Raw genomic sequence first — 15,679 nt, forward strand, 5'->3', positions numbered from 1 at the left:
TTAGCGCAGCTTAGGGTTGAGGGCGTTGAGCAGCCAGTCGCCCAGCACGTTAAACGCCAGCGAAAGAATGACCAACAGCGTGGCCGGGAACAGCACAATCCACCACTGCCCGGAAAAGAGATACTGGTTGCCTTCATTGATGAGCGTTCCCAGCGACGGCTGGTCCGGCGGCATACCGACGCCGAGGAAGGACATCGTGGCTTCGGTGAGAATGGCGACGCCGAGGTGCAGAGTCGCCATCACCAGCACCGGGCGCATCACGTTAGGCACAATGTGCGCCAGCATGATGTGCAAGTGGCTACCGCCGCTGATTTGCGAAGCCATGACGTATTCCCGGCCCTTTTCCAGCAGCGTCAGGCTGCGCACCGTGCGGGCGTACTGCATCCAGCCCGTCAGGGCAATGGCGCCAATCAGAATAGCCGGCGCAAAATGGCCGATATACTCTTTCGGAATGGCGACGCGCGCGACGCCGCTGACCAGCAAGGTAAACATAATGGTGGGGATGCTGAGCATGGCGTCGGCAAAACGCATAATCAGCGTATCCACCACGCCGCCGAAATAGCCGCTCAGTACCCCTAACGCCACGCCAAGAGCGACGGATGCCAGGACGCTCAGGCCGCCGATAATCAGCGAGATATTCAGGCCATAGAGCATCAGGGAGAGAATATCTCTCCCCTGAACATCGGTGCCCAGCCAAAAGCGCGGGTCGCCGCCCGTCATCCACGCGGGGGGTAATTCAGAATCCATTAAATCAAAACCAGCGGTATCGAAAACATTATGCGGCGCGATCCAGTGGCTGAATAAAGAACAGAGTAGAATCAGCGCACAGCAGGTAAAAGCGACCACGGCACTTTTACTTTGCCAGAATAACCATAAAAAATCGCTATCAAGAAATGTGCGCCAGCGCGCCACAATGCGGGTGACAAAATTTTGCCCGGCCGCCGTATCTGAATAATGACGAGGTTGCATCACAACTCCTTATTGCGCACGCATACGTGGGTCGATCAGGTAATACAGCAGATCGACGATGGTATTAATCACAATAAATATCAGGGCGATAAATAACAGATATCCGGATAGCACCGGGACATCAACATAGTTAATGGACTGAATTAACAGCAGCCCCATCCCCGGCCATTGAAAGACGGTCTCAATAACAATCGCGAATGCGATTAGCCCGCCAATTTGCAAACCAATCACTGTGACCACCGGCAATAATGCGTTGCGCAGCGCATGGCGAAACCAGATGCGATAATTCTCGATGCCGCGGGCGCGGGCAAATTTAATATAATCAGCCTTCATCACTTCCAGCATTTCCGTGCGCACCAGGCGCATAATGATGGTTATCATCGACAGAGCCAGCGAAAGCGCCGGTAGTACGATGGAACGCCAGCCGGATGCGGTAAGCAAACCGCTCGACCAGAAACCAATCTTGATGGTTTCGCCGCGGCCGCTGGAGGGGAACCATCCCAGCCATACCGAAAAGACGATAATCAGCATGATGCCGATAAGAAACCACGGCAGTGAGACGCCAATCAACGAGAGGATCTGCACACTCTCGCGCAGGATTTTATTGCGCGTGATGGCGACCCAGACCCCAAGCGGAAAGCCGACGGCCAGCGAAATCACCACCGCGACAAACACCAGTTCCAGAGTGGCAGGAAGTCGTTCCATAATCAGCTGGAATACCGACACCTGGTTGTAGTACGAGATGCCGAAATTACCGTGCAGCAGACGGGAAATGTAATGTAAAAACTGGATAAACACCGGGTCATTTAATCCCAGGCTGGCGCGCAGCTGCATTCTTTCCACTTCTGTGGCGCTTTCCGGCAGCATATTTGCCACCGGGTCGCCAAGATACTGAAACAGAATAAAAGAAATCAGCGCCACCCCGGCCAGTAACATCGCGGCCTGAAAAAGCTTGCGCAATAAAAACAGCATATTGCCTCCGGGCAAGAATAAAAGCCTGCACTAATAAATGGGGACCGACGCCGCCGTATTCCCCACGCGGGTAGCCCGAAGATGTTTATCCCCAATAATAATCTGGCAGCAGACAATAAATTATGGTGTAACGCTACCGTACCAAAGCCGCTGTACGTTATCTGGCGTCTGCTTTAATTGTAGATTTTTACTCATGGCCCACACCACCGGTTCGAAATGCATCGGTAAGAACGGCAAATCTTTATTGGCAAGCGCCACCGCCTGGCTGAGTAAAGCAATACGCCTGGTATTATCGAGTTCACCGACCGATTGGTCGATAAGCTTATCGGCGTCTTTGTTGCTGTAGCGCGGAATATTAAAGGTGCCTAAGTTTTTACCGTCGTTGGTATGGAGCAGCTGTACCGCGACGCTGTAGGGATCCATAATCGGCAGGTTCGCCCATCCCAGCACGCCGACGTCGGTGCGACCGTTGACCAGAATCGGATCATAGACGCTGGCCGGATGCACGTTGAGGTTGGTTTTCACGCCAATTTTTGCCCAGAAGCTTTGTACGGCCTGGCACCATTGGGCCGCATTGATATAGGTTCCTTCCGGGCAATCAAAGGCCAGATTGAAGCCGTTCGGGTAGCCTGCTTCAGCCAGCAACGCCTTCGCTTTTTGCGGATCGTACTGGATATCCGGGCTGCTGGCCGCGCTGTATCCGGGGATCTCCGGCGCCAGATAGTTATTGGTTGGCTTCGTCAGGCCGCGCATCACCTTCTGAGTAATCGCCTCGCGGTTGATCGCCATCAGCAGCGCCTGGCGCACGCGCAAATCTTTCAGCGGATTCCCGGCCTTTTCATTTTTAGCGTTAAGATTATCGCGCATATTCAGGCTTAAATAATCCACCCGCAGCGAGGGGCTGATCTGCATATTGATCCTCGGATTACTCTGCAGGCGCGGAATATCCTGTAGCGGCACCGAGGTCACCAGATCGTATTCCCCCGCCAGCAGCCCTGACAAGCGTGTGGCATCAGATGTCACCGGTTTAAACACAATTTTATCGATGTTGCCGCCATGGGCCGCATTCCACCAGTTGGGGTTGCGTACCAGCACCATCTGGGTGTCGCGCTGGCGGCTTTGCAGAATAAACGGCCCGGTTCCGTTAGTGTTGTTGGTGGCGTAACCTTCCGTTCCCTGGCTGATATCGGTAGGTTTAAGGGCGTTGTGTTCCGTCAGCCACTCCTTATCCATTATCATCACGCCGGTCAGCTCATTTAGCGCGATACCTGTTTTCTTAACCAGATGAATATCGACAGTATATTTGTCTACCGCAACAGCGTCCTTGATTGTCGATGCATTAGCACGGATACCCGAGGCCGGATCGGTCACGCGGGCGACAGAAGCCACCACATCGTCGGCGGTGAAGTCGTTGCCGTTATGAAATTTGACGCCTTCCCGCAGCTTAAAACGTAGCGTCGTATCGTCAGTTTGTTGCCAGCTGGTCGCCAGCCAGGGCTGAATTTTAAGATTGTCATCACGCTGTACCAGCGCTTCATAAATATGATTCTGGAAAGTTAATGCCTTCGTCGAGGCATAGGCATCCGGATCCAGCGTAGGAATATCAGCGTCCGTCGCCCAGCGAACCACATTTTCTGCACTAGCCTGCTGACACACCAGCCCGAGCACACTTCCCACAAGGAGCGATAGCACTAATTTTTTCATCATTCACCACTCAGATTATTTGCTAGTAACATTGCTAGCAATTGCAATAACGATGCCAGGTTGTCTATTTTTGATTCAATTCAGGTTCAAGGATCCATTCGGCACTGTCGTTCCAGACGTCCATCATCGTTATCACCCCTCCCTGCACTTCATAGCGGTCGAGATAGCGGTTTCCTGCAAACTCACGCCCGTCAGGCCAGCTGCCGTAGAGCGTGCCGGTGCAATAGATAACCGTATGATTGTCGCCTTTTGCCATCCATTCGAAGTCTCCGGGCTGCTTCTTGACCCAACGATAGCGGTCGGCATTAAACGCCGTTACCTCGTGGACGCGGGCCATACGCCGCTTACCGGTAAAGGTTATCTGGACGTTTTCCGCCATCAGCGCGGCGGCGCGGTCAGGATCCGGCGCCATTGATGCCTCCAGGAAGGCTTTAACTATCGATACGGCCTGTTCATGTACGGTTGTCATCTTGTTTATCCTCGAGTAAGTGCACTGCTTAGGTTCAATAAATGTGTTTACGGTGCAGACCCTGCTTCTTTATGAGGCCTGGGACAGATAGCGCGCGGCGATTTCCCCCGGCGTGGTAAGCCAGACGTCATCACACTGTGCGACCAGCCGCGCAAGGGTCTGCTTAAGGTGATAAAAGCGAAAAGGCTGGCCGACGATATAAGGGTGCAGCGCAATGCCCATCACCTGCGGCTGCTGGCGGCTACGTTGAGAGAGTTCACTGAATTGATCTTCGATCATCCTGCAGAAGGTCTCGATCGAGACGCCATTGGGAATGATGGTCGGGATATCGTTGATTTCCTGCGGATAAGGTACCGACAGCAGTGTACCGCTGGCGGTTTGCATCGGGGTCGGCAGGTCGTCATGCGCCCAGTTCAGGTTATAGCGGAACCCCTGCCGGTGCAGAAAATCGGGCGTTTGCTGGCTTTCTGAAATCCACGGCGAAAGCCAGCCGGCAACCGGTTTACCCTGGAGTTCACTTAGCCGCTGCTGGCAGTAGCCAATCAGGCGCTCTTCATCCGCCGGGGCGAGAGCGCCCTGTCGTTGTGAGTTCGTGTGGCCATGAGCAATCAGTTCGCTTCCAGGGATTGAAAGCCAGCGTTCAAGCAGGTCCGGACAGTAATCCAGAATCGAGGTATTGCAGATCACCGCCGGCGGAATGGCCAATTCGGCAAACAGGTCAGCCAGATACCAGGCCCCGACCCGGTTGCCATAATCACGCCAGCTGTAGTTAAGAATATCGAGTGGGTTTGCCACCTGAGAGAGCTTCGCTCCCTCCGAACAGCCAAAAGCAAAATGTTCCAGATTGATGGCCACATACAGTGCCAGCCGCTTCCCTTCCGGCCAGGAGATAGCCGGAGTCGCGGCAGGGGAACGCCAGGGGAAACGTTGGTGATCCTTTAATTCCCAGATAATTTCAGGTGTTGACATTGTAACTCCTCTTGTCCCGGTTCGGGATTCCTGACAGACAAGAGCAACTTTCGTACCAAACTAGCATCATTGCTAGCAATAAAGGCGTTCAATAGTGCTTCAGAGAACTCGCTCAGGCTGTATTGCTCGCGACCAATTTCTGTTATGGAAGCTTAAGGAACAACGGCCGCTCCTGAGATGGCGAAGCCAGAAAGCTATAGTGGATATACAACCGTCCCGTCTGTGTCCGGACGTATCACTCGACAGCCCTTTGTCTTACTACCTGGCGTATCGCCCAGGCGGTGACGGCCTGGCGAAAATGGGTTACTTCCGCGAGTGGGTGAGCGGGCAAGCCGGGAAATTTAATAATGCGCCAAAAGAGGCTCAGTAAACCGCGCCGCTGCCAATAAGTCATGTCGTTCAAGGCCTGATTTTCGCCATGCCCATCACATTATAAATAGAACTCATATCCGCGGCCGGTTTTTTGAACCAGACACTTGCGCACGCCTGCCTTAAGTTGGATGCGAACGTTCAACACATAACGCTAACCAGAACATTCGTACCGCCTGCTAAAGGAAGTCATCCTATGAATCAAAGAAACATCGTCGATGTAAAGGCGTGGATCGATGCCCGACCGATATCACGCTTTCAATGGCACGTTCTATTGCTCTGCTTTCTCATCATCATGCTCGATGGCTATGACGCTGCGGTAATGGGGTTTATCGCCCCCGCGCTGATTGAAGACTGGGGCATTAGCCGTGCTCAGCTGGGACCGATCCTTGGCGCCGCCATGTTCGGCGTTGCCATCGGCGCACTGGTCGCGGGGCCGCTGTCGGACCGCTATGGTCGCAAGCGGATCCTGCTGTGGTCGGTCGCCTTTTTCGCCCTTTTCAGCCTGGCGACGGCGGCGGCGCAAAGCCCGTTACAGATGGCGCTGCTGCGTTTTTTAACCGGGCTCGGGCTGGGTGCGGTGATGCCAAACTGCGTAACGCTGGTAGCAGAGTATATGCCTGAGCAACGTAAAGGATTAATGATAACCCTGATGTATAGCGGATTTAACGTCGGCTCAGGTCTCGGCGGTTTTATCGCCGCCGGTCTGCTGTCGCATTACAGCTGGCATTCGGCGCTCATCTTCGGAGGCGTTCTGCCGCTGGTGCTGCTGCCGGTGATGATCGGCCTGCTGCCGGAGTCTGCTTTGAGCATGGTTGCCCGCCGCGTGCCGACGGCAAAAATCGTCCACGTGCTGAACCGCCTGGGCGGCAGCTTCACGGAAAATACCGTTTTCACCCTTAACGCCCCGGAAATATCCCGCCACAGTAAGGTAGTACAGCTGTTCCGCAACGGCTACGCTCGGGGCACGGTCGCGTTGTGGCTGACCTACTTTATGGGCCTGTTTGTGATTTATCTGCTTAACGGCTGGCTGCCCACTATCCTGCGTTCCGGCGGGCTTTCTCTGCAACAGGCGGCGATCATCACCGGCTTGTTCCAGCTCGGCGGTCCGCTGGGCGGCATCATCGTCGGCTATATGATGGACAGAACCGCCGCGAAAAAAGTGATTGCCCTCACCTACTTCCTCGGCTGCCTGTGCCTGCTTTCACAAGGGTTAATGGATTTTGGCTCCGTGGCGCTGGCGGTGCTGATCTTCATCAGCGGCATGTGCATTAACGGCGCGCAAAACGGGCTTCAGGCTTATTCCCCCGCCTATTATCAGACGGAAATTCGCGCCACTGGCGTGAGCTGGATGCACGGCATCGGCCGCACAGGGGCGATTCTAAGCTCTACGCTCGGCGGCGTCATCATGCTGGCCGTTCCCGGGCACTCGTCTATTTTTCTGGTACTCGCATTGCCGGCATGTCTGGCGGGCTTCGCCATTTTGTTGCACCGTATGAACCGTAAAGAGCCTCGGGCAACAGAGGCAGATTTAAGCGCACTGTCGCAAACCTTACATAACCGATAACTGGAGTTTACCCATGGCCCGAATTCTTGGCGGCATTGCCGTCTCGCACACTCCGACGATTGGCTTCGCCGTCGATCACCACAAACAACAGGATCCGGCGTGGTCACCTATTTTTCAGAGTTTTGGGCCGCTACAGCGCTGGCTGGATGAGAAAAAACCCGACGCACTGGTCTATATCTTTAACGACCATGTCACCGCCTTTTTCTTTGATCACTACTCCGCGTTTACGCTCGGAATCGATCATCACTATGACGTAGCGGACGAAGGCGGCGGCCCGCGCAATCTGCCGCCGGTAAAAGGTGATGCGGCGCTCTCTCGACATATTGGCGCCAGCCTGATGGCTGACGAGTTTGATATGTCCTTCTTTATGAATAAAAAGCTCGATCACGGCCTCTTTTCCCCACTTTCCGCACTTCTCCCCTGGCAGGAAGCGGAGGGCTGGCCGACAAAGGTAATACCTTTACAGATCGGCGTACTGCAGTTTCCGGTTCCCAGCGCGAAACGCTGCTACCACCTTGGCCAGGCGTTGCGCCGGGCTATCGAAAGCTATCCGGAAGATATTGACGTGGCGATAGTGGCGACGGGAGGCCTGTCGCACCAGGTTCACGGGGAACGCTGCGGATTTAATAATACCGACTGGGATGCGCAGTTTGTTGACATGCTGGTCAACGATCCGCAAAAACTCACCGAAATGACCATCGGCGAATATGCGACGCTGGGAGGCATGGAGGGTTCAGAGGTGATCATGTGGCTGGTGATGCGCGGAGCGCTTTCGGCTAACGTGACGGAAACCTGGCGCGACTACTACCTGCCTTCGATGACCGGTATCGCCACCCTTATTCTGGAAAATAATGCCCGAACGCCGCCGGTTGATACCCTAAGCCGACATCGTCAGCATATGGCGCAGCAGCTGGCCGGGGTAGAGAAGTTGCCTGGCACCTATCCCTTTACGCATGAACGCAGCCTGAGCGGCCTGCGGCTGAACAGCTTCCTGCATAAGCTCACTCAACCCACATGGCGAGAGCGATTCCTGAGCGCGCCTCAGGAACTGTACGATGAGGCGGGACTGAGCGTTGAGGAGCAACGTCTGCTGGCGGAGCGCGACTGGCGAGGCCTGATCCAGTATGGGGCAAGCTTCTTCCTACTGGAGAAAATGGGCGCGGTGGTCGGCATATCGAACCTGCATATTTACGCCGCAATGCGCGGACAAACGCTGGAAGAGTTCCAGAAAACCCGTAACCAGCAGGTCACCTATTCTGTCGCCGGTAGCCGTTAGTCCTTTGCAACCTGGCTGTGGATAAAAGCCAGCAGCGCCTGCGTCGCGGGCGACGGCAGGCTCCCCTCACGGAAGGTTAGCCCGATACTGCGGGTGGTATCGGGCAGGCGAACCGGCAGCACGGTGAGCAGGTTGTTATCGGTCTCGAAGCGCATCTGGCTGGCAGAGACTGCCGCCAGCATATCGGAATGCTGTAGCAGGCCGCGAACCATCGCCGCATCCCCCGTCTCGACGCAGGGTTGCGGCATCGGCAGGCCTAAGGTGACAAAAGCATTGTCCAGCAGCTGACGCGCCGGGGCGTTGGAGCGAGGCAACACCCACTGCGCCTGCGCCAGCTTGCTGAGGGGATCCGGGTCCCGGAGTAAAGCGTGATCGTTACGCAGCAGAATGCACATGTCTTCTTCAAACAGCGCCTCGCTCGTCAGATCGGGGAGATCCTCATCCTGACGGAGGGCGCCGATGATAAAATCAATATTTCCCGCGCGCATGTCCGAAACCAGCGACTCATAGGGGCTTTCGTTGGTCATAATACGGATGCCAGGATGGCGCTGTAAAAAGCCGGCGATTGCGCCGGGGAGCAGCATTGTTCGGCTGAGGGGCAGCGCGCCGATGCGCACGTTGCCTTCCAGCACCCCGCGACGGGCGGCGAGATCGCTCCAGATGTTATCCAGTTCATTCAATGCCCGGCTAATGTGAGGATAGAGCACATCAGCCGCCGGCGTCGGGCGAACGCCCTCCGGCGTTCGGCGAAATAGCGCCGTATCCGACCCTTTCTCCAGAATTTTTAGCGCTGCACTCACCGCAGGCTGCGTCACGCCAAGCTGAGTGGCGACGGTCTGGGTGTGGTTGACGTGGTAAAGCTGAATAAAAATCTCCAGCCGTCGGGTGTGAAATAGCCAGCCCGCGTCCGGCAGCGCGGTGGCCGCGCTGGCGCGGAGTTTAAGCTTTTGCATCACCGCGGGAACGGCCTGCAAATCCTCTACTGCCCGCCTGGCGCGAGGCAAAATGCATTTACCATACTCTGTCGGCACCATGCCGCTGTAGTGGCGCTCAAACAGGACCACCCCGAGCGTGGCTTCGAGATCGCGGATTGCCCGGGTAATGGCTGACTGAGTGCGAAATAAATCATCGGCGGCACGAGAAACGCTCCCCCGCAGTGCGACCTGACAGAAAAAACGTAGCTGCATGATATTTACTGCATTATCTCGTCTTCTCTTTTGCATACTTCGTCTGGCCTCACAGGATGAATGGAACAACAACATAAATAAAAATCATAGCGTTCACAAGTTAACGAATTACCTCCCCCGCTTGCGGGCATGACAAGCTGACAAAAAACAACAGAGGAAGCCATCATGTCCCAACCGATTCGTGAAAAAAGTGCCCTTGTCGTTAGCGCCCATTCCGCTGATTTCGTCTGGCGAGCGGGCGGCGCGATAGCCCTGCACGTCGAACAGGGCTATCAGGTGCATATCGTTTGCCTCTCTTTCGGCGAGCGTGGGGAGTCTGCCAGGCTGTGGCGCAAGGGGAATATGACCGAAGAGACGGTTAAGCAACAGCGCCGGAAAGAGGCGCAGGCTGCCGCCGATATTCTGGGCGCCAGCGTGGAATTTTTTGATATTGGCGACTATCCGCTGCGTGCCGACAAAGAGACCCTGTTTCGCCTGGCTGACGTCTATCGCCGTGTACAGCCACACTTTGTCCTGACCCACTCGCTGCAGGATCCTTATAACTACGACCATCCGATTGCGTCGAACCTGGCGCAGGAAGCTCGCATTATCGCGCAGGCCGAAGGCTATCGTCCCGGCGAAGCGGTGGTGCAGGCGCCACCGGTCTACTGTTTTGAACCCCATCAGCCAGAACAGTGCGGCTGGAAGCCGGACGTTCTTCTGGATATTACCCGCGTGTGGGAGAAAAAATATCAGGCAATCCAGTGCATGCAGGGTCAGGAACACCTGTGGGAATACTACACCCGGGTGGCGCTGCAGCGTGGCGTGCAGGCGAAACGTAATATCGGGATCGCTTCCGCGCGCGACATCGTGCATGCAGAAGGCTTCCAGAGTATCTTCCCGCGCGTAACGGAGAATCTTGCATGAACCTGCTGAACCGAAAAGGCGTGGTTATCCGCTCTCTTCCCCGCCACGACGACGCCGTACTGCGCCAGTTCAGCGCGGCGGGGGTGGCAACGCTCCACGAAGCTTACGACCGACAAGGGCTTATGGCGCCGCACATCAGGCCCATTCAGCAGGGTATCTGCCGGGCCGGAAATGCGGTCACCGTACTGGTTACGCCGGGGGATAACTGGATGTTCCACGTTGCCGTAGAGCAGTGTCGGCCAGGAGACCTGCTGGTGGTATCCCCGACCTCACCCTGCGGGGATGGATTCTTCGGCGATCTGCTGGCCACTTCGCTACAGTCACGCGGCGTGGTGGGCCTGGTCGGTGATATCGGTATTCGGGACTCGCATACCCTGCGTGAAATGGGCTTCGCCGTCTGGTCCCGGCAGGTTTACGCCCAGGGTACGGTGAAAGAGACGCTGGGCTCAGTTAACGTGCCTGTTATCTGCGCAGGCCAGCTGGTGACGCCCGGAGATGTGGTAGTGGCTGACGACGACGGAGTGGTGGTGATCCCGCACGCCCTCGCCCGCACGGTGCTGGTAAAAGCCGAAACGCGCATGGCGAACGAAGAGACAAAACGTGAGCGGATGCGCAGCGGCGAGCCAGGGCTGGATATCTATGCCATGCGTCCGCGCCTTTCTGAGAAGGGGCTGCGCTATTACGACAGCGCGGACGATGTGGAGGGTTAACATGGCGCAACGCAAAATTCCCTGCCTGCTGATGCGCGGCGGCACCTCAAAAGCGGCCTGCTTCCTGATGGACGACCTGCCGCAGGACCCCGGGCAAAGAGACGCGGTCTTGCTGGCGGTGATGGGGTCGCCGGATGCACGGCAAATTGACGGAATTGGCGGTGCCGATCCGCTGACCAGCAAGGTGGCGATCCTTCGCCGCTCGGCGCGGCCAGATGCCGATGTCGATTATCTTTTTGCCCAGGTTAACGTCGACCGTGCGCTGGTCGATTATGGGCAAAACTGCGGCAATATACTGGCTGCCGTCGGGCCATTTGCGATCGAACGCGGCCTGGTTGACTGCGCTGCACCGCTAACGCGGGTGCGCATTTTTATGGAAAATACCGGCCAGCTTGCGGTTGCAGAGGTACCCTGCAGCGCACACGGCGTCGAGTATGCGGGAGATACCCGCATTGACGGCGTGCCCGGCTCGGCCAGCAAGATCGTACTCAATTTTGTCGATGTGGCAGGTTCAAGCTGCGGCGCCCTGCTCCCCACAGGACAGGCAAGCGATCGTGTTGACGGTATCGATGTGACCTGTATCGACAACGGTATGCCGGTTGTCCTGCTCCGTGCCAGCGATCTGGGGCGCACCGGCTATGAGACCCGCGAACAGCTCGACGCTGACGAAGAGCTGAAACAACGGCTGGAGTCGATTCGACTGCAGGCAGGACCGCTAATGAACCTGGGTGATGTGGCGCAGCGTAGCGTTCCTAAAATGACGCTGATCGCTGAACCACGCGCGGGGGGCGCCATCAGCAGCCGCACCTTTATTCCGCATCGCTGTCATGCCTCAATTGGCGTATTCGGTGCGGTAAGCGTTGCCAGCGCTTGCCTGATACCCGGCTCGGTCACGCAGGGGCTTGCGGACCTTGCGCGCGCGCCGGAGCTGAGCGTTGAGCATCCGACTGGCGAATTTAGCGTGGCGCTACGCCTTGACCATGACTGCCAGCTGGCAGGCTGCGGCTTACTGCGAACCGCGCGGCTGCTGTTCGCAGGTGATGTGTACATTCCGGACCGTATCTGGCCACGTGAGGAGCAATCATGACGACAATAACGTTTATTGGCTATGGCGAGGCAGGCGGCATTCTTGCCGATGCGCTGGCAAAGGCGAACCCCGTCACCGTCTGGGATCTGAAGTTCAATGGTTCAGATCGCGATCGAATGGTGAGCAAAGCGCAGCGCGGCGGCGTGCGGATGGCCGCCTCGCTTGCTGACGCGCTAACAGGCGCCGAGCTCGTCTTTTCCACCGTCACGGCGGGATCCGCGCTGGAGGTAGCCCGGCAGGCGGCACGGCTAATGTTGCCTGCCCAGCGCTTTCTCGATCTGAACTCGGTCGCCCCGCAGACCAAGCGTCATGCTGCCGAATTTTTCCAGCCGGGCGCATACGTGGACGTGGCCGTCATGGCCCCAGTGCCGCCTGCGGCACTCCGAACGCCTCTGCTGACGGGAGGGCCAGAGGGTGAAACCATCGCCACGTTGCTGACCGAGCTGGGGTGTCATGTCCGCTACGGGGGGAACGATGTGGGGTGCGTTTCGGCAATAAAGATGTGCCGCAGCGTAATGATCAAAGGGCTGGAGGCACTGACGACCGAATGCCTGTTCGCCGCCCGCGAGTACGGCGTGGAGGACGCCGTACTCGCATCGCTGCACGCCAGCTTCCCCTCAATGGGCTGGGACAACGCCTTCCCCGGCTATCTGATAAGTCGCGTGGCCGAGCATGGTATTCGGCGTAGCGAAGAGATGGAGGAAGTGGTCAAAACCCTGCGCGACGTAGGTGAAAATGGTGGGATGAGTCTGGCCACGGCGCTGGCTCAGCGCCATCTCCCGCAGCAAATGGCCGCGAACGGCATAAGCTACTCGCAGCGTGAACCGTTCGACTGGAAAGCGCTGGCCGCAAGGCTCAAAGCGCCCTCGATGTAAGTCACCGTGGCTAACGCTATCCGACAGTCTCTGTATACGGCTGTCGGGTAGATAGCCTATCAGGAGCACCGACTATCCGCTTTCCCCGTCCGCAGAGATTAATCCCGCCGTTTACCGTAAGCCACGGGCGATGCCTTCCCCTTCCCTTTAAGCCGATAAAATACCTCGTTTATTTGCCAATCCCCCGGCAAACCCCGGCGCCCGCGCGCCTCCTTTCATCCGGCTGAGGTCAGAAGGTCAATCATGGCCCGGGTTGCCGCCGATTGATGGCGGTGCGGCGCATAAATCACGGAAAAAGGCCGCGATCGTCCGCGATATTGTGGTAACACCTCGATCAGCTGACCACGCTGCATTCGTTCGCGGACGATAAATTCGTAGCTCTGGCAGATACCCATCCCCCGTTCAGCCAGCGATACCACCCCGAGTACGTCATCCGACGTTTTTATCGAAGAAGCGGGTAGCCAGTCGACATCAGCCCCGCCATCACGAAATACCCAGGGCGCAAGGCGGCCGGTGCGCGGCATGACAAAGGGCAAACAGAGGTGCCGCTGCAGCTCTTCCAGCGTCCGGGGCGTCCCCATTCGCTGGAGATAATCGGGCGAGGCGACCAGCAGCAGCGCGGCATCCTCTAGCTTACGCGCGACCAAACCGCTGTCTGGCAACTGACCCAGGCGAATAGCCAGATCGAAGCCCTCAGCCACCAGGTCAACGTTGCGATTGGTAATGTTCAGCTCCACCTGAACCTGCGGGTACTGCCGGGCAAAGCGTGCCAGCAATGGCGGCAGGCGGTAGTGCCCGTAGGTGGTCGGCACGCTCAGCCGCACGCGGCCGGTCAGCTCCCCTTCCTGGCCCTGTGCATCGCGCCCGGCCTCATCGAGCAGGGAAAAGGCCGCGCGCGCCTGCTCCAGATACAGCCGCCCGGCCTCGGTCAGACTAACGCGGCGGGTGGTGCGCTGCAGGAGCTGTCGCCCGAGACGAACCTCCAGACGGGAGACCGAGCGACTTAACACGGAGGGGGTGGTCGACAGGGCGACGGCGCCAGCGGTAAATGAGCCGTGCTCAACGACGGCAATAAAGACTTCAACATCGCCCAGATAATCAAATTTCCGGCTCATTTTGCTCTTCCGGGAACAAATGTTTTTCAATTTCGCTAATTTATCTCCACTTTGGCGATGAGTAAAGTGACGGCAATTCATCACCGGGAGCGCAGCACTATGAGCCACGCCTTTTTCTCAGCCGCCATAAAACCTGCCCCACGGGCATCGGTAAACTCTGGTGACCGACAGGCTAACCGGCTGTTCCCGCGCGGATGCATCAGCGACGCATGCTCGACCCTGCTGACGTCTCGATTTCCTGACTTATTCATTCAACGGAGCACATTTATGCCTAACCGTACCCGGAGTATGTCCGCCATTGCGATGGCGGCGCTGTTCTCTTTTGCCAGCGTAGCCAGCGCGGCAAATTTGGCCTCACCAGAACGCTGGCGCAGCTATGCTGGCGTAAGCTGGGATACCCCACAGGACGGGGCTATTCCGGCGGTTTTCTCCGGATCGGTTAATGCCCCCATCGCCGGTATCCATTTTGACGCGAAAGGCACGGCCTTTGTCAGCACGCCGCGCCTGGTGTCAACCGAGGCGCCGGCCACCTTAAGCATCCTCGATACCCAATTCCAGTCGGGTCCGGCACGCCTGACCGCCTTCCCGTCTCTGCAGGGAAATGCGGTGAATTCCGCTGCCGATAAGAGCCTGCGCAACGTACTCGGCTTCTATGTCGACCGCCACAACGGCTGGCTGTGGGCGCTGGATATGGGCTTCGTCGCAGGCGAAACTGAATCACCGGTGGGGGCCCAGAAGCTGATGGTTCTGGATCTGAAGTCTGGCCGCACGGTTAAAAGTATCGCCCTGGACGGCGTGGCGGACCGCAAGGCGAGCTTCCTCAACGACGTCGTCGTCGATGAGAAGCGCCGCATCGCGTACATCTCCGACAGCGGAACCCGCAGTGCTCCCAACAATCAGGTAGGTCTCATCGTCGTCGATTTCGCCACCGGCGCGGCGCGGCGGGTGCTCGATCGCCACCCGGACCTGCAGATTGAAGCGGGGGTAAAAGTTGTCTCGCACGGGGCCGATGTCTGGCCGGGTAATCCGCTGCTGATCGGTATCAACGGCATTGCGCTCTCTCCGGATGCCGGCACGCTGTACTGGACGGTGACCACCGGAACCCGGGCGCATGCGCTGCCGACGGCAGTTCTGCGTCAGAGCGGCTCAACCGATGCGCAGATTGCTGACCAGATCCAGTATATTGGCATGGTGGGAGGCAACACCGACGGTATCGTGACCGACGCCGGAGGCAATCTCTACATCACTGATGTCACCCGTAACGGCATCGTCAAATACGACCCCAGAACCCAATCAATGTCGCTGCTTGCTTCCAGCGAGGGGGTACATTGGCCCGACACTCCGACAATCCGACCTGAGGGGGACCTGATATTCACTTCAAGCAGCCTGAACGATCATTTCGCCGGAGCGGTAAAACCGGGGCATGAACGCTACGAGCTGTGGCGTTTGCGCCTGGATGCGGCTAACGACAGCAACTGAGCGAGGAATATGCCACGAAAATGCG

15 protein-coding genes are annotated in these 15,679 nt (G+C 57.4%); 8 read left to right on the forward strand and 7 right to left on the reverse strand.

What is annotated here, in order from left to right; genetic code table 11:
• The 5 genes from M2416_RS10155 to M2416_RS10175 form a co-directional block, all read right to left on the reverse strand.
• A complete protein-coding gene (locus tag M2416_RS10155) occupies positions 1–969 on the reverse strand; it encodes an ABC transporter permease (protein WP_143967140.1) in 969 nt (322 codons plus the stop codon).
• 9 nt (positions 970–978) lie between these two features.
• Positions 979–1,941, reverse strand: a complete 963-nt coding sequence (locus M2416_RS10160) for an ABC transporter permease (RefSeq protein ID WP_259223667.1) — start codon at positions 1,939–1,941, stop codon at positions 979–981.
• Positions 1,942–2,061: 120 nt separating this feature from the next.
• The gene (locus M2416_RS10165) at positions 2,062–3,645 is read right to left on the reverse strand and encodes an ABC transporter substrate-binding protein (RefSeq protein ID WP_259223989.1); all 1,584 of its coding nucleotides are present in this window, start codon (positions 3,643–3,645) and stop codon (positions 2,062–2,064) included.
• Positions 3,646–3,709: 64 nt separating this feature from the next.
• Entirely contained in the window at positions 3,710–4,114 is a 405-nt protein-coding gene (locus M2416_RS10170; protein ID WP_076947111.1) for a nuclear transport factor 2-like protein, read from the reverse strand.
• Positions 4,115–4,183: 69 nt separating this feature from the next.
• Complete coding sequence (locus tag M2416_RS10175) at positions 4,184–5,083, reverse strand: polysaccharide deacetylase family protein (protein ID WP_115192769.1); 900 nt, start codon at positions 5,081–5,083, stop codon at positions 4,184–4,186.
• A gap of 199 nt (positions 5,084–5,282) precedes the next feature.
• On the opposite strand from M2416_RS10175, the gene M2416_RS10180 reads away from it, so the two are divergent.
• The 3 genes from M2416_RS10180 (at position 5,283) to M2416_RS10190 (ending at position 8,295) form a co-directional block, all read left to right on the forward strand.
• Positions 5,283–5,453, forward strand: coding sequence for a type 2 periplasmic-binding domain-containing protein (locus tag M2416_RS10180; protein WP_259223672.1), 171 nt, complete (start codon positions 5,283–5,285; stop codon positions 5,451–5,453).
• Positions 5,454–5,648: 195 nt separating this feature from the next.
• Positions 5,649–7,019, forward strand: a complete 1,371-nt coding sequence (locus M2416_RS10185; RefSeq protein ID WP_259223674.1) for an MFS transporter — start codon at positions 5,649–5,651, stop codon at positions 7,017–7,019.
• A 13-nt stretch (positions 7,020–7,032) separates the two neighbouring features.
• On the forward strand, positions 7,033–8,295 hold the full coding sequence (locus M2416_RS10190; RefSeq protein ID WP_076947114.1) for a gallate dioxygenase: 1,263 nt from the start codon (positions 7,033–7,035) through the stop codon (positions 8,293–8,295).
• On the opposite strand, the gene M2416_RS10195 is transcribed toward M2416_RS10190, so the two are convergent.
• Positions 8,292–9,518, reverse strand: a complete 1,227-nt coding sequence (locus M2416_RS10195) for a LysR family transcriptional regulator (RefSeq protein WP_076947115.1) — start codon at positions 9,516–9,518, stop codon at positions 8,292–8,294. The genes M2416_RS10190 and M2416_RS10195 overlap by 4 nt on opposite strands.
• A 129-nt stretch (positions 9,519–9,647) precedes the next feature.
• Between M2416_RS10195 and galB the strand changes: the two genes are divergently transcribed.
• From galB to M2416_RS10215, 4 genes are read left to right on the forward strand one after another with little or no spacing between them, the layout of a single operon-like run.
• Positions 9,648–10,388 (forward strand): 4-oxalmesaconate hydratase, encoded by a 741-nt coding sequence (gene galB / locus M2416_RS10200; protein WP_259223678.1) that lies wholly within the window; start codon positions 9,648–9,650, stop codon positions 10,386–10,388.
• Positions 10,385–11,098, forward strand: a complete 714-nt coding sequence (locus M2416_RS10205) for a 4-carboxy-4-hydroxy-2-oxoadipate aldolase/oxaloacetate decarboxylase (RefSeq protein WP_259223680.1) — start codon at positions 10,385–10,387, stop codon at positions 11,096–11,098. The genes galB and M2416_RS10205 overlap by 4 nt, the downstream gene beginning before the upstream one ends.
• A gap of 1 nt (position 11,099) precedes the next feature.
• Complete coding sequence (locus M2416_RS10210) at positions 11,100–12,185, forward strand: 4-oxalomesaconate tautomerase (RefSeq protein WP_259223682.1); 1,086 nt, start codon at positions 11,100–11,102, stop codon at positions 12,183–12,185.
• The gene (locus M2416_RS10215) at positions 12,182–13,060 is read left to right on the forward strand and encodes an NAD(P)-dependent oxidoreductase (protein ID WP_259223685.1); all 879 of its coding nucleotides are present in this window, start codon (positions 12,182–12,184) and stop codon (positions 13,058–13,060) included. The genes M2416_RS10210 and M2416_RS10215 overlap by 4 nt, the downstream gene beginning before the upstream one ends.
• A 215-nt stretch (positions 13,061–13,275) precedes the next feature.
• On the opposite strand, the gene M2416_RS10220 is transcribed toward M2416_RS10215, so the two are convergent.
• Positions 13,276–14,175, reverse strand: a complete 900-nt coding sequence (locus tag M2416_RS10220; protein WP_076947120.1) for a LysR family transcriptional regulator — start codon at positions 14,173–14,175, stop codon at positions 13,276–13,278.
• Between the two features lie 267 nt (positions 14,176–14,442).
• Here M2416_RS10220 and M2416_RS10225 point away from each other — a divergent pair, with 267 nt between their 5' ends.
• Positions 14,443–15,654 carry a major royal jelly family protein gene (locus tag M2416_RS10225; protein ID WP_259223687.1) on the forward strand — a complete coding sequence of 404 codons (1,212 nt, stop codon included), beginning with the start codon at positions 14,443–14,445 and terminating at the stop codon, positions 15,652–15,654.
• Positions 15,655–15,679 lie beyond the last annotated feature (25 nt).

The organism is Klebsiella sp. BIGb0132 (assembly GCF_024810075.1).
GTDB lineage: Bacteria > Pseudomonadota > Gammaproteobacteria > Enterobacterales > Enterobacteriaceae > Klebsiella > Klebsiella terrigena.